Origin of the sequence: Micromonospora sp. DT48 (assembly GCF_049844495.1) — a bacterium.
Taxonomy (GTDB): domain Bacteria; phylum Actinomycetota; class Actinomycetes; order Mycobacteriales; family Micromonosporaceae; genus Micromonospora.
Window position 1 is genome coordinate 50,519 of the sequence record NZ_JBNCLE010000008.1, and the last position, 19,430, is coordinate 69,948.

Here is a 19,430-nt window from a genome sequence, read left to right on the forward strand (position 1 = left end):
TTGCCACATGCCCCTCACCGAGCCGCACGACGACAACCTCCCGCAGGAGGAGCAGGTCGTCGCGGTGCCAGCGGCTGGTGACGTCCCGGCCGACGACTCGGTGGCCGACGCGGAGACGACCGAGACGGGGCAGCCGGAGCCGGAGCCGAGCCTGCCCGAGCCGGTACGGCAGCGGATCGTCTCGCTCACCGCCGCCGTGCTGCCCAGCCTGCCGGCCGACGAGGTGCCCGTCCCACTGCGCCGGGTCGCCAAGTTCGCCCCGAACCGGCGGGCCCGACTCGGTGCGCCGGTGATCGCCGCGCAACTCGCCGCCGACCCGCTGTTCCGGCAGCGCGTCTCCGCCCGGGTCCTGGCCGACGTCGGTGACCTGGGTGCCGCCGTGGTGGAGGGCACCGCCCCCGCCGCCGCCGACCCGGTCGAGGTGGCCGCCCTGGCCTACCTGGCCCGCCCGCGCGGCTGGCGGGAGTTGATCGACGCCAGTGGGGCGGCGGTCCGCGCCGAGGCGGACACCGCGGTCGTGGCCGAGCTGGTCCGACAGGCGGAGCAGCGGGCCACCCGGGCCGAGCACGATCGGGCGGTGGCCCGGGTCGAGGCCGACAAGCTCCGCGACGAACTGGCCCGGGTACGCGAGGAACTGGGCCAGTTGCGCGAGGAGACCCGGCAGTTGGCCCGTTCGCTGCGGGAGAGCCAGGCCCGGGAGCGCAAGGCGAACGAGATGCTGGCCACCGAGCGGGGCCGGGCCGCACGCGCCGCCGCCGACGCGGACGCCGAACTGCGGCGGACCCGGGCCCGGCTGGCCGAAGCCGAGGCGGCGGCAGGGGTGGCCCGCAGCAGCGCCAAGGAAGCCCGCTCGGTCGACGACGCACGCCTGTGGCTGCTGTTGGAGACGATCAGTCAGGCCGCCGTCGGGCTGCGCCGGGAACTGGCGCTGGACCCGGTCGAGAAACTGCCCGCCGACTTCGTGGCCGACTCGTTCACCGACTCTCCCGCCGCCCCCACGGCCGCCGTACGCGCCCGGGACACCGACGACCCGGCCCGGCTGGACCAACTGCTGGCCCTGCCCCGGGCGCACCTGGTGGTCGACGGCTACAACGTGACCAAGCGCGGCTTCGGGGAGATGTCCCTGGAACAGCAGCGCAAGCGACTGGTCACCGGCCTCGGCGGGATCGCCGCGCAGACCGGTGACGAGGTCACTGTCGTCTTCGACGGGGCCGAGCGGGTGCACGGCCTGCCGCCCACTCCGCGTGGGGTGCGGGTGTTGTTCTCCCGTAAGGGCGAGACCGCCGACGAGCTGATCCGCCGGCTGGTCCGGGCCGAACCCCCGGGGCGTCCGGTGGTGGTGGTCTCCTCCGATCGTGAGGTCGCCGACGGGGTGCGTCGGCACGGGGCATACCCGCTGGGGGCCGACTCGCTGCTGCGCCGGCTGTCGCGGTCCTGAGCCGTCGTCGCGCCCCCGGCCACGCCTGGTGGTAGGGGGACGGACGAGGCCCGGGACATAGGATGGGCGCCCATGGCGACAGGAGCGGCGGTATGAGGCGCACGGCGGACCACGGGTCGGTTCGCGGCGGCTCGTCGGCGTCGAACGGAGCGGCCCGGTGAGCCCGCGCGGATGGGCGCTGCTGACCCTGGCCGGACTGGGCGTCGCCCTGCTCGTGGCGGCGCTGGTGCTGATCCCGTGGCAGCGCCCGCCGGCCCCTCGGGCCGACCAGCTCGCCGCGCTGCGGGACCTGCCGGGCGAGCAGGTGGAGCGGGCCCGACAGTTCCGGTCCGCGTTGCGCCCCGGCGGCTGGGCCGCGCTCGGGGTCGGGCTGCTGGTGGCGCTGGCACTCGGTCTGACCCCGCTGGGCAGCCGCCTGGTCGAGCTGGCCGGGCGTCCCTTCGGCGGCCACTGGACCGCCCAGGCCGTCCTCGGTGGGCTGGCCGTGGTGTTCGTCGCCGACCTGGTGACGCTGCCGTTCTCGGCCTGGCGGCACAGCGTGCTCAGCCGCTACGGGCTGGCCACCAACGGCTGGGGTGGCTGGGCGGTCGACCTGCTCAAGTCGTACGCGATCAGCGCCGTCATCGGCGCGGTGGCGCTGCTCGGCTTCTACACCGTGGTGCGACTCGCCCCCCGCTGGTGGTGGGCGTTCGCCGCGGCCGGTGCCGCCACCCTGGTGGTGCTGCTCTCCTTCGTGCTGCCGGTGCTGGTCGAGCCGGTCTTCAACCGGTTCAGCCCGATGGAGCCGTCACCGCTGCGCAGTGAACTCATCCAGTTGGCCGAACGCGACGGGGTGCCGGTGCGCGACGTGCTCGTGGCCGACGCGTCCCGGCGTACCCGGGCGGTCAACGCGTACGTCTCGGGGTTCGGGCCGACCCGTCGGGTGGTGGTCTACGACAACCTGCTGCGGGAGGCGACACCGGCCGAGGTGACCGCGGTGGTGGCGCACGAGTTGGGTCACGCCCGGGATCGGGACGTACCGGTCGCCACGCTCACCGGCGCGCTCGGCGCGGCCGTCGCCGTGGTGGCGCTCTACCTGATCGGCTCCTGGCCGCCGCTGTTGCGCCTGGCCGGCGTCGACTCAGTGGCGCAACCCCGGGCGTTCCCGTTGCTGCTGGCCCTGGTCACGGTGGCCGGTCTGGTCTTCGCCCCGGTGCAGGCACTGATGTCACGGCGGGTCGAGGCCCGCGCCGACGCACACGCGTTGGCGTTGACCGCCGACCCGGTCGCGTTCGAGTCGATGCAGCGACGCCTGTCCGCGATCAACCTCTCCGACCCCGATCCGCCCCGCTGGGAGTACCTGTACTCGGCGTCCCACCCGTCAACCGTGGAGCGGATCGCTGCCGCTCGCGCGTACGCCAGAGAGGTCGGCCGGTGAGCCGCACGCTGCTGATCACGAATGATTTCCCGCCCCGCCCCGGCGGTATCCAGTCGTTCGTGCACAACCTCGCGGTGCGTCAACCGGCCGGATCGGTGGTGGTGTACGCGTCACGCTGGGCCGGGGCGGACAAGTTCGACGCCGACCAGCCGTTCGAGGTGGTGCGGGAGCGCACCGAGGTGCTGCTGCCCACCCCGCTGGTGGCCCGCCGGGCCGCCCGGCTGGCCAAGTCGTACGACTGCGACTCGGTGTGGTTCGGCGCGGCGGCTCCACTCGGCCTGCTCGCCGCCGGGCTGCGTCGGCGGGCCGACATCCGCCGGGTGGTCGCCCTGACCCACGGCCACGAGGTCGGTTGGGCGGCGCTGCCGCTGGCCCGGACCGCGTTGCGGCGCATCGGCCGGGACACCGACGTGGTCACCTACCTGGGGGAGTACACCCGCACCCGGCTGGCTCGGGCGTTGGACGGGCTGACCGAGTTGCGACGGCTCGCGCCGGGCGTGGACACCGACGTCTACCACCCGTCCGTCGACGGTGGCGCGGTGCGGCACCGGCTCGGCCTGTCCGACCGGCCGGTGGTGGTCTGCGTGTCCCGGTTGGTCCCCCGCAAGGGGCAGGACATGCTGATCCGGGCGCTGCCGCTGATCCGGCGTCGGGTGCCCGACGCCGCGCTGCTGGTGGTCGGTGGTGGACCGTACCGGACCACGCTGGCCCGGCTGGCCCGCCAGTCCGGGGTGGAGCGGGACGTGGTCTTCACCGGCTCGGTGCCGTCGGCCGAACTGCCCGCCCACTACGCGGCGGGTGACGTGTACGCGATGCCCTGCCGCACCCGCAACGGCGGGCTGGACGTCGAAGGGCTCGGCATCGTCTACCTGGAGGCGTCGGCGACCGGCCTGCCGGTGGTGGCCGGTGACTCCGGTGGGGCCCCGGACGCGGTGCGTCACGGCGAGACCGGCTACGTGGTGGACGGTCGGGACCTCGCGGACCTCGCCGACCGGGTGGCCACCCTGCTGGCCGACCGGGACCTCGCCCGGCAGTTCGGCGCCGCCGGCCGGGCATGGGTGGAGCGGGAGTGGCGTTGGGAGACCCAGGCGCAACGCCTGACCACCCTGCTCACCGGCTGAGCCACGGCCCGTCGCGCGCCCGCGCCGCCTGCCGTTGGATGTAAGGAAGGGTCCCTTCCTATACACCAGGCGTTAACAAGGTGCCCTTCCTTACCGCTCAGCGGATGCGGGCGAGGATGTGGTCGGGGGGAGCGGGGCGGCCGAAGTGCCAGCCCTGACCGGCGTCGCACCCGATCGCCCGTAGCCGTTCGGCCTGCCCGCCGGTCTCCACCCCCTCGGCGGTCACGGTCAGGTCCAACGCGTGGGCCAGGGAGACCAACGAGGCGAGGATCCGCTCGTCGGCACGGGCCTCGGGGGTGCGCAGACCACGGACGAACTCCCCGGCCACCTTCAACTCGGTCACCGGCAGGTCGCGCAGGTAGGCCAGGTTGCTGTAGCCGGTGCCGAAGTCGTCGATGGCGATCCGGATGCCCAGCTCGGCGAGCGCGCGGAGGGCGCGTACCGGCTCCTCGGAGCTGCTCATCATCGTGCTCTCGGTGATCTCCAGCTGGAGCCGGTCCGGCGGCAGCCCGGTACGGCGCAGCAGGGCCCGCACCTCCTGCACCAGACCGGGCCGACGGACCTGACGGACCGCCAGGTTGACACTGACGTACGGGGGTCGGCCCGAGGCGGACGCCCAGCCGACCGCCTCACGGCACGCCTCGGCGAGCACCCAGCCACCGAGCGGCACGATCAGCCCGGTCTCCTCGGCCAGGCCGATGAAGCTGTCCGGACGCAGCACACCCAGCTGGGGGTGCCGCCACCGGACCAGCGCCTCGACACCCAGCAGTGAGCCGTCGTGCAGCGAGGTCAACGGCTGGTAGTCGAGGAAGAACTCACCCCGTTCCAGGCCCACCGGGATCGCCGCGCTCAGTTCCTGGCGAGCCTGTTCCTGGCCGTCGCGCTCCGCGTCGTACAGCGCCCAGCGCGCACCACCGGCGGTCTTGGCCCAGTTCAGGGTGCTGCCTGCGGCCCGCATCAGGTCGTCCGGTGAGGTCCCGGCGGTCCGCCGTTCCACGATGCCCACGCTCGCCGTGACCGTCACGTCATGCCCGTCGACCACCACCGGCTCGGAGAGCGCGGCCAGCGCCGCCTCGGCGACGGCCACCACGTCTCCGGTGCCGGTGGAACGTTCGACGAGGACGACGAAGGCGTCCCCGCCGAGCCGCGCGACCAGATGGGGCTCCACCGACCGCCGCAGTCGCCGCGCCGCCTCGACCAGCGCCCGGTCGCCGATCTGGTGCCCGAACGAGTCGTTGATCCGCTTGAACCGGTCCAGGTCCACGAAACACAGCCCGACCCGGCGACCGTTACCGGCGTCGACGGCGGCGGCGAGCCGCTCGGCGAAGAGCGTACGGTTCGGCAGGTCGGTCAACGGGTCGTGGGTGGCCTGGTGCCGGAAACGCGCCTCGCTGGCCCGCAGGGCCTGCTCCGCCTCGGCGCGGGCGGTCATCGCGGCCCGCCGGATGGACTCCTGCTCGTCGAGGGTCCGGTCGCGCAGTGCCCGGGCGTAGCCGGTGGCCACCGCGCCCAGCAGGCGGGCCATCCGGTCCTCGATGTCGTCGGCGACCAGGTCGAGGTCGCGGACCAGCCGAAGCTGGATCACCTCCACGGTCCGCCCCAGCGCCTCGGCGGAGGCGATGTGCGCGGCGACCAGTTCCTGGGCGACCCGGTGCCCCACCCGCAGGTCGAGTGGCTCCGCCCGCAGCGCCTTGGCCAGCAGGTCGGTGAGCCGCTGGAGCAACGCCTCCAACTGGGCGTGGGTCATCGGCAGGTAGCTGGTGCCCGCCACCGCCTTCGCCCAGGCGCGGGCGAAGACGCCGATGTAGGGCTGGCCGTTCGGCGGCTCACCCACCGAGGCGTCCGACCCCGCCGAGGAACACCGCCTGTTCGGCGTCCTCAGCGCTCTCCGGAGTCTCCGGACGCCACTGCGGCACCCACACCACGCCGGGTTCGACCAGCTCGAAGCCGTCGAAGAAGCCGGTCAGCTCGGCCCGGCTGCGTACCCACAGGGGGCTGTCGGTGCGCCGGTAGACCTCCTCGGCCTCGGCTCGCTCGGTCTCGTCCCGGCCGTCGTCGCTGGCCTGCGACAGGACCAGGTAGCTGCCGGGGGCGAGGGCCGAGCGCAGGGTGCGCAGCACCTCGTCCGGTCGGTCGTCGTCGGCGACGAAGTGCAGCACCGCCACCACCAGCACGGCGATCGGCTGATCGAAGTCGAGCAGCGCACGTACGTCCGGGTTGGCCAGGATCCGGTCGGGGTTGCGCAGGTCCTCCTGGACCACCGCGGTGCGGTCGTCACCGGCGAGGATCTCCCGGCTGTGTGCCACGGCGACCGGGTCGATGTCGACGTAGACCACCCGCGACTCGGGGGCGTGCCGCTGTGCGATCTCGTGCACGTTGCCCACGGTGGGGATGCCGGAGCCGATGTCCAGGAACTGCCGGATGCCGGCGTCGGTGAGGAACTGCACGGCCCGGCGCAGGAAGGCGCGGTTGGCCTGGGCCATCAGCGGGGCCTGCGGCACCGCCGCCATCATCGCGCCGGCCGCGGCCCGATCCACCGCGAAATTGTGCGAGCCGCCGAGATAGTAGTCGTACATGCGGGCGACGCTGGGACGTTCGACGTCGATCGTTTCGGGTGCCCAGTCCGGCCGCTGCATGACACCAACCCCTTCGCGCGCCCTCGGGGCGGCGCAGCGCCCCGGCGGGTATTCTGCCCCGCTTTCACATGGGAGGCCATAGCCGGTCCGGGTGGAAGAGCGATCAATGAGCGGATCCGCGCCCCGCCGTGGCGGGACGCGGATCCGCGTCGGCACTGTCAGAACTTCGGCGCGTCCGGTGCTTCGAGTAGGCCGAGTCGCAGCGCGGTCATCAGGGCCTGCGCCCGGTTGGCCGCGCCGAGCTTCTCGTAGAGCTTCGAAATGTGGGTCTTGGCGGTCGACTCGCTGACGAACAGTTGCTTGGCGATGCCCGCGACGCTCATTCCGTCGGCCAGCAGCCGCAGCACCTGACCCTCCCGCGGGGACAGCTGCGGGCCGGACGGCGCGAGGCGACGCTTCATCGCCTCGGCCAGGTCGGCGGCGGTGAACGCGCTGGGGGACGAGGCGGCGTGCCGGGCGGCCGCGACGACCTCGTCGGCCGGCGCGGTCTTCGGCACGAAGGCGCTGGCACCGGCCTCCAGGGCCCCGAAGAGCTGGTCGTCACCGGCGTACATGGTGAGCACCACGATGCCCATCGACGCGCTGGACTTGCGCAGCGCCCGGGTGGCCTCCAGGCCGCTGCCGTCGGGCAGCCGCAGATCCATGATCACCACGTCGGGCTGCAGGGCACCGGCCTGCCGGACGCCCTCCGCCGCCGTGGCGGCCTCGCCGACGACCTCGAACTGCCGGTCGCGCTCGAAGGCGTGCCGCAGGCCCTTACGGATCAAGTCGTGATCGTCGACAAGGAGGACCTTGGTACGGGTTGCCGGTGTCGGGCTTGTGGTCATCCTCGGCTTACTCCCCTTCTGCTGCGGCGGCGCTACCGCGAACGTTATCGCGCCGGGGCGGTGAACCGACCACCACCGCGACGGTCGTACCACTCGGCTGCCGCGGTCTGATCTCCAACCGGCCCCGGATACGTTCCGCTCTCTCGGCCATGATCGCAAGACCATAGTGCCCGTCCGAGCGCTGGTCACCTATGCCGTGACCGTCATCCGACACTTCGATCTGGGCGAACGGTGGATCCACCTCGCAGGTGACCCACAGATTGGCCGCGCCGGCGTGTTTGCGGGCGTTGGTGACCGCCTCCTGGGCGATGCGCAGCAACTCGGCCTCGGTCGCGGCGGGCAGCCGGGCGGTGGACTCGTCCAGGGACAGGTGCACCCGCAGACCGCCGGAGGCGCCGACGGTGCGGGCGTACTCGGCGATCGCGGCGGCCAGACCGCCGTGCCGGTCCACCTCGCTGCGCAGCTCGAACAGGCTCAGCCGCAACTCGGTGATCACCCGGGTCACCTCCTGCCGCAGCAGGCGCAGCGACTCGGCGGTCTCCTCGGCGTCGGAGTGCACGGTGGCCAGGGCGTTGTCGATGCCGTAGCCCACCATCACCAGTTCCTGGGCCACCCCGTCGTGGATCTCCCGGGCCAGTCGCTGCCGCTCCTCGTTGGTGGCCAGCGAGCGCACCTCGTCGAAGAGCAGGGCGGCCTCCAGACGCAGCGCGGCCGGACCGGTCAACCCGGTCACCTGCGCCACCACCGACGGCGGGTACGCGTGCGCCGAGTCGGTCTCCAACACCACCAGGCCCACCGTGCGCAGGCCGGCCACCAGCGGCACGATCAGCGCCGAGACCTCGCCGCCGGAGTGCGAGCGGGACTGCGAGCGGGCCGAGGTCTGCGACTGCTGGCTGGCCCACGCGTCGGCGATGGCCGAGTCGGCGTCGATGGTGGTCTCCCAGTCGACCCGGTCCGCGCCGAGTTGGGCGAGGACCACCAGCCGGCCGCCGCCGCTGGCGGAGAGCACCGCCGCGCGGTCGGTGCGGGCCACCGTGCGCAGCTCCTCCAGCAGGTGCTCGGAGATCCCGCCCGGGTCCAGCGTGGCGCCGGGCAGTTGGCGGGCCACCGTACGCAACTGGGTCAGCAGCCGGGTCGCCTCGGCGTACGGCTGGGGCTTGTTGTCGTGCCGGGCCTGCATGACCCGGTGCAGCGTGTTCGCGGCGTAGAGGCCGAGGGCGGCCAGGATCAGCCACTGCGCGCAGACGGCGAGGTATCCGGGCTGGCTCACCTGGCGTACCCCGTCGACCTGGGTGAGCGTGCCGGCGACCAGCAGGCTGCCGGCGGTCACCGCGATCAGCGCCCCGCCCTCCCGGAACCGGTGGCGCAGCGCGGTGACGGTCACCGGCACCGCGAGGTACGGCAGCACCGCGGAGGCGCCCAGCCCGTCGATCTGGCCGCCGACGGTGGCCACTGCGGCGACCTGGCTGGCCGCCAGGCCGAGCACCAGCACCTCCGCCACCCGGCTGAGTGGGCCGACGAGCCGGTGCTGGGGTGCCAGCATCGCCGGTAGCCCGGCCAGTGCCAGCAGCACGATCCACCACAGCTGGGTCACGTCGCGGGTGGCGAACAGGGTCAGGACGGCGACCAGCGTGAGTACGACCACGCGCGCCGCTGCGGCGAGCGGGTGTGAGCGGGCCAGGGCGGATGTCGAGGCGGGCACGTGACGGATCGTAGTCAGCCGCGGTAGATGTCCGCGATCTCCGCCGCGTACGTCTTGTGGACGACTTGGCGCTTGACCTTCAGCGACGGGGTGAGTTCCCCGGTCGCCTCGGTGAAATCGCGCGGCAGCACCCGGAACACCTTGATCGCCTCGGCGCGGGACACCGACTGGTTGGCCCGGTCCACCGTGGCCTGGATCTCGGCCCGCAGCCGGTCGTCCTGGCGCAGCTCCTCGACGCTGATGTCGGCCGGTAGCCCGACCGACTCCAACCAGCCCGGCAGGGCCTCCTCGTCGAGGGTGACCAGCGCGGCGATGAACGGCTGCCGGTCACCCACCACGACACACTGGCTGACCAGGGGGTGCGCCCGGATCTGGTCCTCCAGCACGGCGGGGGCGACGTTCTTGCCACCGGCCGTGACGATGATCTCCTTCTTCCGGCCGGTGATGGTCAGGTAGCCGTCACCGTCGAGCGAACCCAGGTCGCCGGTGCGGAACCAGCCGTCGGCGGTGATCGCCTCGGCGGTGGCCTCGTCGTTGTGCCAGTACCCCTGGAAGACGAGATCACCGGCGATGAGCACCTCGCCGTCGTCGTCGATGCGGATGGTCACGCCGGGCAGCGGTCGGCCGACGGTGCCGATCCGGGTGAACCCGGGGAGGTTGGCCGAGGCGGCCGGGGAGGTCTCGGTCAGGCCGTACCCCTCGCAGACGGTCACCCCGATGCCCCGGAAGAAGTGGCTGAGCCGCGCGCCGAGCGGTGCGCCGCCGGACATCGCGTCGCGGCACCGTCCGCCGAGCGCGGCGCGCAGCTTGCCGTAGACCAGCCGGTCGAAGATCGCGTGCTGGGCGCGCAGCGCCAGACCCGGTCCGGTCGGGGTGTCCAACGCCTCGCTGTACGCGATGGCGACCGCCTCGGCCCGCGCGAAGATCCGGCCCTTGCCGGACGCCTCGGCCTTCTGCCGGGCGCCGTTGTAGACCTTCTCGAAGACCCGGGGCACCGAGAGCACGAAGGTCGGCTTGAACTCCTGGAGTTCGGCGACCAGGTTCTTGGTGTCCGAGCAGTGCGCCATGGTGGCCCGGGCCTGCACCACGCCGATCTGGATGAGTCGGGCGAAGGCGTGCGCGAGCGGCAGGAACAGCAGGGTCGACGCGTTCGGCCCGAACAGGTTCGGCAGCACCGGGACGGCGTTGGCGATGTCGGCGTACATGTTGCGGTGGGTCAGCACGCAGCCCTTGGGACGGCCGGTGGTGCCGCTGGTGTAGATGATGGTCGCCGTGTCCGAGGAGCGCAGGCCGGCGCGGCGGCGCTCGATCTCGGCCGGCTCCACCGACGCCCCGGCGGCCACCAGGTCGTCCACCCCGCCCAGGTCGATCTGCCAGACGTTGGACAGCGCGGGCAACTGGTCCCGGAGGCCGGCGACCAGGGTGGCGTGTGCGGTGGTCTCCACCACGAGGGCCACCGCGCCCGAGTCGCTCATGATCCAGAGCGCCTGCTCGGCGCTGGAGGTCTCGTAGATCGGCACGGTGACCGCGCCGGCCGCCCAGATCGCGTAGTCTACGAGGGTCCACTCGTAGCGGGTGCGGCTCATCAGCGCCACCCGGTCGCCCGGCTGGACGCCGGCGGCGACCAGCCCACGGGCGACGGCGATCACCTCGTCGCGGAACTGCCGGCAGGTGACATCGACCCACGCGCCCGTCGCGTCGCGGCGGACGAACTGCACCGCGTCGGGTGCGGCCTCGGCATTGTCCCAGACCGGATCGGTGAGGTTGGCCGAATCGCCGACGGTGACGATCGGCGGGACGGTGAACTCGCGCACCTGCACTCCCTCGTGCTCACAAGACCTGGTCGGGCCGCCACCTGCGCCGGTGGCCTTGTCGAAACCTACCCGCCCGGCCAGCCACAAGCCCACCGCAGGTGGGCTGCGCGGCACGCGGACGGTCGACGGACGGTAGCCTCCCACCATGGCGGACTCCTCCACCCAGTCGATCATCATCGGTGCGGCACCGGACCGGGTGGCTGCGGTCATCTGTGACTTCCCGAGTTACCCGGAGTGGACCGAGGCGGTACGCGAGGCGGAGGTGATCGAGGAGTACGAGGACGGTTACGCCAGCCAGGTCCGGTTCGTCCTCGACGCCACGGTGCTGGCCGACGAGTACGTGCTGGCGTACGCCTACGCCGAGGACCTGTCCCGCATCGAGTGGCACCTGGTCGCCCCGTCGAAGATGCAGAAGGCGCAGCGGGGCTCGTACGACCTGGTGGCCAACGCCGACGGGAGCACCACGGTGACCTACACGCTGGAGGTGGAACTCGCCGTCGGGATGCTCGGGATGTTCCGGCGCAAGGCCGAGAAAATGATCATGGACGCCGCGTTGAAGCAGCTCAAGGGCCGGGTAGAAGCAACTGGTGCGGCGCAGTGAGGCGTCCGGCGACCCGGTCGCCGCGGTAGAGGAGCCCAGCATGGGTGCGACAGATCCGGGCACGGCCCGGGAAGAGGCGGAGCGGCTGGTCGCCACTCTGCTGGCGACCGTACGGATGGCCGCCGCCAACCCGGCAGCGGTGCCCCTGGGCCCGCTCGGCGGGATCGTGACCGGTGTCCTCGGTCACAACGACCCTCCGGACACCACCGGAGGCGGTTTCGCCACCGGTGCCGCCGAATGCTGCGTCTGCCCGGTATGCCGGGGCATCGCCGCGCTGCGTGACCCGAGCCCCGAGTTCGCCGAACGACTGGCCACCGGGGCCGGTGACCTGGCCGCCGGCCTGGCCAGTTTCCTGCGTGCCTTCACCCCGACCGACCCGGCCGCCGAACCGCCGCCGGGGTCCGCCGCCGGTGCCTCCGCGACCGCCACCGCCGAGCCGTACGGCGACCACGTGTGGCGCGAGGCGACCCGTACCGGGCATGATTCTCAGCCGGCACCGGAGCGGGAGGTCTGGTCCGCCGCGACCCGGGCGGAGGACGTCGCCGTCCCGGCCGCCGCGCCCGTCGACGCCGCCGGGCCGGTCGCACCGGCCGGACGTCGGGCGTCGACCGAGCGTCGCGTGGTGCCCGTATCCCGGGTGCCCCACGGCGAGCCCGTGCCGGGTGACGAGCCCGCACCGGACGGCCGTGCCGTGCCCGACGGGCGACAGGACGCACCAGGCGACGGAGCCTGACCACGGACGACCCGCACCACCGGCGAGGGCAGGTGTGCGCGGGGTGGCACAGCAGAGGGGAGTGGCAGCGGTGACGCTGACCATCGGAGTCGACGTCGGTGGCACCAAGGTGGCCGGCGGTGTCGTCGACGACACCGGCGCGATCCTCGTGCAGACCCGACGGGACACCCCCGCCGACGATGTCGGCAAGACCCGTGACGTCATCATCGAGTTGGTCGCCGAACTGGCCTTCGGCCGCGATGTCCAGGCGGTCGGCATCGGCGCGGCGGGCTGGATCGACGCCAGTCGTTCCACCGTGCTCTTCGCCCCCAACCTGGCCTGGCGTGACGAGCCGCTGCAGGCGTACGTCAGCGCGGCGGTGGGGCTGCCGGTCATCGTCGAGAACGACGGCAACGTCGCGGCCTGGGCGGAGTTCCGCCACGGCGCCGCCCGCCACGCCGACGACTCGATGGTCATGTTCACCATCGGCACCGGTGTCGGTGGCGGCATCGTGCTCGGCGGTGAGCTGCTGCGCGGCGCCAACGGCATCGCCGCCGAACTGGGCCACATGCTCACCGTTCCCGACGGCCACCAGTGCGGCTGCGGCCGGCTCGGCTGTATCGAGCAGTACGCCAGCGGCAGCGCCCTGGTCCGGTTCGCCCGGGCCGCCGCCCGGCAGGAGCCGCACCGGGCCGCCGCGTTGCTGGAGCTGGCCGACGGGGAGGCCGAGGCGATCACCGGCCCGATGGTCACCGCCGCCGCCAAGAGCGGCGATCCGGTGTCGGCCGAGGCGTTCGCGCAGGTCGGGCGGTGGCTGGGCACCAGCCTGGCGGACATGGCGCAGGTCCTCGACCCGCAGGTCCTGGTCGTCGGCGGTGGCGTCATCGAGGCCGGTGACCTGCTGATGGGCCCCACCCGTCGCTCGTTCACCGAGGCGTTGGCCCAGCGCAGCCGACTGCCGGTGGCCGAGATCCGCCCGGCCGAACTCGGCAACGCCGCCGGGGTCATCGGCGCCGCCGACCTGGCCCGGCGGGCCTAGCCGGTGCCCGTCGCACCGGACCCGGTCGACGGCGGCGTGCCGCTGCGCGTGCTGTCGTACAACGTCCACGGCCAACGCGACGACACCGCCGCGTTGGCCGCCGTGGTCCGGGCGGCGGCACCGGACGTGGTGGTCGTCCAGGAGGGACCGCGCCGGTTCCGGTGGCGGCATAGGTCGGCCGCGCTGGCCGAGTCGTTCGGCCTGGTGGTCGCCGCCGGTGGGCTGCCGTCGCTGGGCAACCTGGTGTTGACCAGCCTGCGGGTGCGGGTGACCGGGACCCGCTGTCGGCGTTTCCCGCTCACCCCGGGTCGGCACCTGCGCGGTGCCGCGTACGCCGACTGCCGGGTGGGCAACCGCGCCACGTTCACCGTGGCCGGGTCGCACCTGTCCACCGACCCCACGGAACGCCCACGCCAGGCCGAGCTGTTCAAACGGGATCTGACCGCCGCGCCACACCCGGTGATCGCCGCCGCCGACCTCAACGAGGAGCCGGGCGGTCCGGCGTGGCGCACCGTCGCCGACGGGCTGACCGACGCGGCGGAGGCGGCCGACCGGGCCGACCGGCTCACCTACTCGTGCGCGAACCCCCGACGGCGCATCGACGCGCTGTTCGTCGACCCCCGCATCGACGTGGTCGACTACGACGTGGTGGACACGCCGTTGACCCGGCGGGCCAGCGACCACTTCCCGGTCCTGGTGGACCTGCTGCTGCCCGCCACCGCCTGACACCGAACCCGCCGCGCTGGACATCCCGCCCAGATGTGGAGAGGATTTCGCGCGACCCGGCACTCGTGCCGAGACGAAGGAGATCCCCGGTGCCCACCTCCACCGAGCCCGGCCGACCAGATCCGGAGCCGACCACGCTCGCCCACGGCCACGACGGCCGCCCGGTCTCCGACCGGGGCGACACGGTCTGCGTCATCGGCGCTGGCGCCAGCGGACTGACCGCCGTCAAGAACCTCGTCGAGCACGGCTTCGGGGTCGACTGCTACGAACGCGAGACCGGCGTCGGCGGCGCCTGGAACTGGCGGCACGACCGCAGCCCGGTGTACGCCAGCACCCACCTGATCTCGTCGCGGCCGTTCACCCAGTTCCCCGACTTCCCGATGCCCGACCACTGGCCGGACTACCCGCACCACAGCCAGCTGCTGTCCTACTTCGAGCGCTACGCCGACCACTTCGACCTGCGCCGGCACATCTGGTTCGGCACCGAGGTGGTGCGCGTCGAGCCGGTCGCCGACGACCGGTGGGACGTCACCACCCGCAGCACCGGCGGCTACGGCCCCGAGCGCACCTCCCGGTACGCCGCCGTGGTGATCGCCAACGGGCACAACTGGTCGCCGAAGCTGCCTCGTTACGAAGGGCTGGAGCAGTTCCGTGGCGAGGTCATGCACGCCTCGTCGTACAAGGACGCGGCGCAGCTGCGGGGCAAGCGGGTGCTGGTGGTGGGTGCCGGCAACACCGGCTGCGACATCGCCGTGGAGGCCGCCCAGCAGGCGTCGCGGTGTTGGCACTCCACCCGCCGTGGCTACTGGTACGCCCCGAAGTACGTCTTCGGTCGCCCCGCCGACCAGGTCAACGACCTGCTACTGGCGTTGCGGGTGCCGTTGCGGGTACGCCAGTGGCTCTATCACCGGACGTTGCGGCTGACCGTCGGCGACCTGACCCGCTTCGGCCTGCCGAAGCCGGACCACCGGGTGTACGAGACCCATCCGATCGCCAACAGTCTGCTCGTCTACCACGTGGGCCACGGCGGGATCGCCCCGGTGCCGGACATCGCCCGGTTCCACCCGCACGGGGTGGAGCTGACCGACGGCCGGGAGATCGACCCCGAACTGGTCGTCTTCGCCACCGGTTACCTGCCCCGCTTCGAGTTCCTCGACGGGAAGATCCTCGGCGACGACGAGGGGGTGGGCCGGCCCCGGCTGTGGCTCAACGCCTTCGTGCCGGACCATCCCACCCTCGCCGTGACCGGGTTGCTGCAACCGGACTCCGGCCTCTTCCCCCTGGCCCACTGGCAGGCCGTGCTCTTCGCCCGGCTGCTGCGGTTGCGCGTCAGCCGTCCGGACCGGGCCACGGCCTTCGCCGCCCGGGTGCGGGCCGGGGCCGGTGAACGGTACGCGGCCCGGGTCAAGGACTCGACCCGGCACTGGTTCGAGGTCGGGCACGCCGACTACCTGCGCGCGTTGGCGCGCGCCCTACGCGAGCTGGAGAGCAAGTGACCGAGCAGGTGATGCGCGGCTGGGAGTGGGCGCGGCCGGTGCGTCCGGTCCGGCGTGAGGTGCTCAGTGCCGTTCCGGAGCTGGAGGAGGGGCGGCCACCGCTGCTGTTCGTGCCGGGCTTCGGTCACGGTGCGTGGGCGTACGCCGAGAACTGGCTCGGACACGTCGCCGCCCGGGGCTTCAGCGGCTACGCGGTGAGCCTGCGCGGGCACGGCGGCAGCGACCCGGCGCCGGAGGCGACCCTGCGGGCGTACGCCCATGACGTGGTCCAGGTGGCGGCCAGCCTGCCGCGCCAGGCGGTGCTGGTGGGGCACGGTGCCGGGGCCCTGGTGACCGCGCACGCGATGGCCCGCTATCCGGCTCGGGCGGCGGTGCTGGTGGCGCCGGTGCTCGGCGGCTGGGCGACGTTCGGCACCGCGCTGCGTCGCAATCCCCTCGGCACCCTGCCGGCGGTGTTCGGCGCCGGGCTGCGGCTGAACCGCAGACAGTTGTTCAGCGGCGAGTTGCCCGACGCCGAGGCCCGGCGGTACACCGCGCGGCTGGGGCGGGCGTCCCGGCGGGCCCAGTGGCAGTTGGTGACCGGCGCGGATCCGGAACCGGCGGTGGGCGACCCGCCCGTGCTGGTGGTGGGCAGCCCGGACGACCGGGTGGTGCCGGCCTCGGCGTTGACCCGGGCCGCCCAACGGTACGGGTCGGCCCCGTTGCTCTTTCCGGGCATGGGACACGACATGATGCTCGACGCCCGCTGGCGGGAGCCGATCGACGCGATCCTCGACTGGCTGGTCAAGGACCCGACCCGCGACGGTCGCGACTGACCGTCGCGGGCGTGGCCCGGCTGGACCGGTCTCAGCTGCCGCCGAGGTGGGCCAGCATCGCGCCGGTCTGGTCCAGGGTGGACAGGTAGGAGCGGGCCCACGCCCGGATGTCGTGTTCGTGCAGGTGCGCGCGCATGGCCCGCATCCGCTCCTGGACGTCGGCGGGGTCGGCCCGCAACGCCGCGAGCAGGCCCTGCTTGAGCCCTTCCAGGTCGTGCGGGTTGACCAGGTACGCCTGCGGTAGCTCGGCGGCTGCCCCGGCGAACTCGCTGAGCAGCAGCGCCCCGGTGTCGTCGACCCGGGCGGCGACGTACTCCTTGGCCACCAGGTTCATGCCGTCGCGTAGCGGGGTCACCGCCATCACGTCGGCGACCCGGTAGAGCGCGGCCAGTTCGGCGCGGTCGAACGGTTGGGTGAGGTAGTGGATCGCGGGCTCGCCGACCCGACCGAACTCACCGTTGATCCGCCCGACCTCCCGCTCGACCCGGTCCCGGAGGATCTGGTACTGGCTGACCCGTTCCCGGCTGGGCACCGCCACCTGCACCAGCACCGTGTCGCGGACCTTGACGTGCCCGCCGGCGAGCAACTCGCTGTACGCCTTGAGCCGCTGCTCGATGCCCTTGGTGTAGTCCATCCGGTCGACGCTGAGCACCACCTGTTCGGGGCTGCCCAGGTCGTCGCGCAGTCGGCGGGCCCGGTCCGCCACGTCCGGGCGGTCGGCCAGCGCGGCCATCTCGGCGGTGTCGATCGACACCGGGAACGCGCCGATGCGTACCACCCGGTCGTCGACCCCGATCCGTCGGTCGGTGGCCGGCAACCCCAGCACCTTCGTCACCAGCTGCGCGAAGTTGTGCGCGGCCTGGGCCCGCTGGAAGCCGACCAGGTCGGCACCGAGCATCCCGCGCAGCAACTCGGCTCGGCGGGGGAGTTGCATGAACAGTTCCGGTGGGGGGAACGGCACGTGCAGGAAGAAGCCGATGCGCAGGTCGGGTCGGAGCGCGCGCAGCAGCCCCGGCACCAGTTGCAGGTGGTAGTCCTGCACCCAGACCACCGCACCGGACCCGGCCACCTGCGCGGTGGCCTCGGCGAACCGCTGGTTGACCCGGAGGTACGCGTCCCACCAGCGTCGATGGTGCTGCGGCTGCTCGACCGCGTCGTGGTAGATCGGCCACAGTGTGGCGTTGGCGAACCCCTCGTAGTGGTCGCGCAGGTCTTCACTGCTCAGCGGCACGGAGTGCATCCGCACACCGTCGATGTCCGGCAGGGTGGGCGCTGGGCCGGTCCCGCCGGCCCAGCCGACCCACGTCGCGGGGGTGTGGCGCAGCAGCGGGTGCAGAGCGCTGACCAGACCGCCGGGGCTGCGCCGCCATTCGCAGGCGCCGTCGGGGGCCACGCTGTCGTCGATGGGTAGGCGGTTGGCCACCACCACCAGGGAACTCTGTCGCATCTCGGGCATTCCGATCAGCAGGGGCTTGACCGCCACGAGAAGGAACAACCGGGCAGTCAGCGTTTGACGTGACGTACTGCGGTATTCCTACTGACAGTAAGTTACACCACTGTTACGCACATTGGCACGGTCGGTCACCGTCCCGGTATCCGGACGGCCTCCCCCCGGTGCGGAGGTCAGACGACGGCGCCGTCATCGGGGTCGTGGTCCTCCGCGTCGCCGGGACGCAGGCGCCACACCAGCGTGACGAAACCAGCGAGAATGCCGGTGAAACCGAGCAGCGTCACCACGCCCTGGTCGGCGGGGAGCAGGTCGGGAAAGAGGAACAGCACGAAGCCGAGCAGCACGGCGAGGATGCCGGCCACCGCGAACTTCGACACCCGGGGCAGCGGCGGCGGTGGTGGCGGTACGTAACGCTCGTCGTCGTCCGGGTCGTCGGGCAGCTGCGCGCCGAAGGTGTCCAGCCCGTCCAGCAGTGACGGTCCCTCCCCGTCCCGGGGGCCGCCATGTCCCACCGAGATGCCGGAGATGTCGGCGGCGTAGGGCAGCCGGCGTACGTCGGTGGCGGTCGGGCCGGGCTCCTCGGTGCCGGGCCGGGTGGCGGTCGCCGTGCCCCCGCCCTGCCCGGTCTGGTCGTCCACGTCCTCGGCGGCGGGCCACGGGTGGTCGCCGGTACCCGGTGAGGTGTGGAAGCCGGCGACGATCCGCTCCCACTCGGCGTCGATGTCCGGTTCCTCGCTGGCGCGGACACCGCCGGTCTCGTCGGCGAGCTGGCTGAGGTAGTCCCGGGCGGTGCTCAGGTGTGAGCGGTCCACGTAGAGGCGGTCCACCGGCCGGGACGGCACGGTGGTGGTGCGGGTGACCGGATTCAGGTCGGCCGACGGTTGTAGGTAGGCGGCGATCCCCCCGGCGGCCAGCACGTCGAGCAGGTGCTCGCCGACGCGCGGGTCGACGTCGCCGGCGATGGCGTACTCGCTCGCGTCGAGACCGTTGTCCCGCCGTCCCCGGCGGGCCCCACCCGCTGACACCGGACATCCTCCTCATCGCGCCACCGGCGCGCCCCGCAGCCCCTCGACGCGCCCCCGCACGCCCCGTGCCCTGAATCGTGACACGTCGAGGGTGGGTTCGGGGAGTGCCTTGTGGCGCGGCGTACGGCCGACCGGTCATCGGCGCTCGGGTAGCGTTCGACGCTTTGTCCCCTCCTGCCCCCATACGCGTACGCCCTGGACGGCTTGCGCGCGACGATCGGCTCGACCGGCGGGGGTGCGCGGGCGCCGGGTGCGCGGGTGCGGTTTCGTTCCTGGGGAAATACGCCGCCGGAAAGCGTGCCGAGGTAAGCGGGCTAAGATTCTTTTGGACGTAGTTGATGGAAAGGAATAAGGTTCGTCGACCCGCACTCGGAGGTCAGGTCTGTCGGATGGTTGTCGCCAGACTCGACCGCAATCGTGAATACATGCAGTGATGGTTCCGTCGCGTTTGTGACTCTCCGGCTGTGGCGTGGCGCAAGTGGACTTCAACCCGGTTGCACCGTGACAGATGTGGCAAGTTGCACCGGTATGGTGTCACGGCGTTCCGCCAGGTGGTTAGGGGCGGATGGCCATCCGGACGGCTGGCGCGAGACATTGCGATGAGACCCTGA

At 72.7% G+C, this 19,430-nt stretch carries 16 protein-coding genes; 9 read left to right on the forward strand and 7 right to left on the reverse strand.

From position 1 onward, the window contains the following. Positions 1 to 7: 7 nt before the first annotated feature. From ACLQ2S_RS10345 to ACLQ2S_RS10355, 3 genes are all read left to right on the forward strand, one after another. Positions 8 to 1,438 carry an NYN domain-containing protein gene (locus tag ACLQ2S_RS10345; protein ID WP_155219293.1) on the forward strand — a complete coding sequence of 477 codons (1,431 nt, stop codon included), beginning with the start codon at positions 8 to 10 and terminating at the stop codon, positions 1,436 to 1,438. A 157-nt stretch (positions 1,439 to 1,595) separates the two neighbouring features. After that, positions 1,596 to 2,855 (forward strand): M48 family metallopeptidase, encoded by a 1,260-nt coding sequence (locus ACLQ2S_RS10350; RefSeq protein ID WP_309223452.1) that lies wholly within the window; start codon positions 1,596 to 1,598, stop codon positions 2,853 to 2,855. Beyond that, on the forward strand, positions 2,852 to 3,976 hold the full coding sequence (locus tag ACLQ2S_RS10355; protein ID WP_425701599.1) for a glycosyltransferase family 4 protein: 1,125 nt from the start codon (positions 2,852 to 2,854) through the stop codon (positions 3,974 to 3,976). The genes ACLQ2S_RS10350 and ACLQ2S_RS10355 overlap by 4 nt, the downstream gene beginning before the upstream one ends. 97 nt (positions 3,977 to 4,073) lie before the next feature. Here ACLQ2S_RS10355 and ACLQ2S_RS10360 read toward each other — a convergent pair whose 3' ends face one another. The 5 genes from ACLQ2S_RS10360 to ACLQ2S_RS10380 form a co-directional block, all read right to left on the reverse strand. Then, positions 4,074 to 5,723 (reverse strand): putative bifunctional diguanylate cyclase/phosphodiesterase, encoded by a 1,650-nt coding sequence (locus tag ACLQ2S_RS10360; RefSeq protein ID WP_155219501.1) that lies wholly within the window; start codon positions 5,721 to 5,723, stop codon positions 4,074 to 4,076. 79 nt (positions 5,724 to 5,802) lie between these two features. Next, on the reverse strand, positions 5,803 to 6,612 hold the full coding sequence (locus tag ACLQ2S_RS10365) for an SAM-dependent methyltransferase (RefSeq protein WP_155219290.1): 810 nt from the start codon (positions 6,610 to 6,612) through the stop codon (positions 5,803 to 5,805). Between the two features lie 158 nt (positions 6,613 to 6,770). Next, positions 6,771 to 7,439 (reverse strand): response regulator transcription factor, encoded by a 669-nt coding sequence (locus tag ACLQ2S_RS10370; RefSeq protein WP_007072219.1) that lies wholly within the window; start codon positions 7,437 to 7,439, stop codon positions 6,771 to 6,773. A gap of 7 nt (positions 7,440 to 7,446) precedes the next feature. Continuing rightward, positions 7,447 to 9,141, reverse strand: coding sequence for a sensor histidine kinase (locus ACLQ2S_RS10375; RefSeq protein WP_309223450.1), 1,695 nt, complete (start codon positions 9,139 to 9,141; stop codon positions 7,447 to 7,449). A 14-nt stretch (positions 9,142 to 9,155) separates the two neighbouring features. Beyond that, positions 9,156 to 10,955, reverse strand: coding sequence for an AMP-dependent synthetase/ligase (locus ACLQ2S_RS10380; RefSeq protein WP_425701692.1), 1,800 nt, complete (start codon positions 10,953 to 10,955; stop codon positions 9,156 to 9,158). A 145-nt stretch (positions 10,956 to 11,100) separates the two neighbouring features. On the opposite strand from ACLQ2S_RS10380, the gene ACLQ2S_RS10385 reads away from it, so the two are divergent. The 6 genes from ACLQ2S_RS10385 (at position 11,101) to ACLQ2S_RS10410 (ending at position 16,344) form a co-directional block, all read left to right on the forward strand. Continuing rightward, complete coding sequence (locus ACLQ2S_RS10385; protein WP_155219281.1) at positions 11,101 to 11,556, forward strand: SRPBCC family protein; 456 nt, start codon at positions 11,101 to 11,103, stop codon at positions 11,554 to 11,556. 40 nt (positions 11,557 to 11,596) lie between these two features. Beyond that, positions 11,597 to 12,289: a hypothetical protein gene (locus tag ACLQ2S_RS10390; protein ID WP_425701600.1), complete on the forward strand. Its 693-nt coding sequence runs from the start codon at positions 11,597 to 11,599 to the stop codon at positions 12,287 to 12,289. 70 nt (positions 12,290 to 12,359) lie between these two features. Next, positions 12,360 to 13,307: an ROK family glucokinase gene (locus tag ACLQ2S_RS10395; RefSeq protein WP_425701601.1), complete on the forward strand. Its 948-nt coding sequence runs from the start codon at positions 12,360 to 12,362 to the stop codon at positions 13,305 to 13,307. Positions 13,308 to 13,310: 3 nt separating this feature from the next. Then, the gene (locus ACLQ2S_RS10400; RefSeq protein WP_425701602.1) at positions 13,311 to 14,033 is read left to right on the forward strand and encodes an endonuclease/exonuclease/phosphatase family protein; all 723 of its coding nucleotides are present in this window, start codon (positions 13,311 to 13,313) and stop codon (positions 14,031 to 14,033) included. Positions 14,034 to 14,122: 89 nt separating this feature from the next. Continuing rightward, positions 14,123 to 15,529: a flavin-containing monooxygenase gene (locus ACLQ2S_RS10405; RefSeq protein ID WP_309223447.1), complete on the forward strand. Its 1,407-nt coding sequence runs from the start codon at positions 14,123 to 14,125 to the stop codon at positions 15,527 to 15,529. Further along, complete coding sequence (locus tag ACLQ2S_RS10410; RefSeq protein ID WP_309223446.1) at positions 15,526 to 16,344, forward strand: alpha/beta hydrolase; 819 nt, start codon at positions 15,526 to 15,528, stop codon at positions 16,342 to 16,344. The genes ACLQ2S_RS10405 and ACLQ2S_RS10410 overlap by 4 nt, the downstream gene beginning before the upstream one ends. 31 nt (positions 16,345 to 16,375) lie before the next feature. On the opposite strand, the gene ACLQ2S_RS10415 is transcribed toward ACLQ2S_RS10410, so the two are convergent. Further along, positions 16,376 to 17,791 (reverse strand): alpha,alpha-trehalose-phosphate synthase (UDP-forming), encoded by a 1,416-nt coding sequence (locus ACLQ2S_RS10415; protein WP_155219278.1) that lies wholly within the window; start codon positions 17,789 to 17,791, stop codon positions 16,376 to 16,378. 176 nt (positions 17,792 to 17,967) lie between these two features. Further along, the gene (locus tag ACLQ2S_RS10420) at positions 17,968 to 18,819 is read right to left on the reverse strand and encodes a DUF308 domain-containing protein (RefSeq protein ID WP_309223445.1); all 852 of its coding nucleotides are present in this window, start codon (positions 18,817 to 18,819) and stop codon (positions 17,968 to 17,970) included. Positions 18,820 to 19,430: the final 611 nt, after the last annotated feature.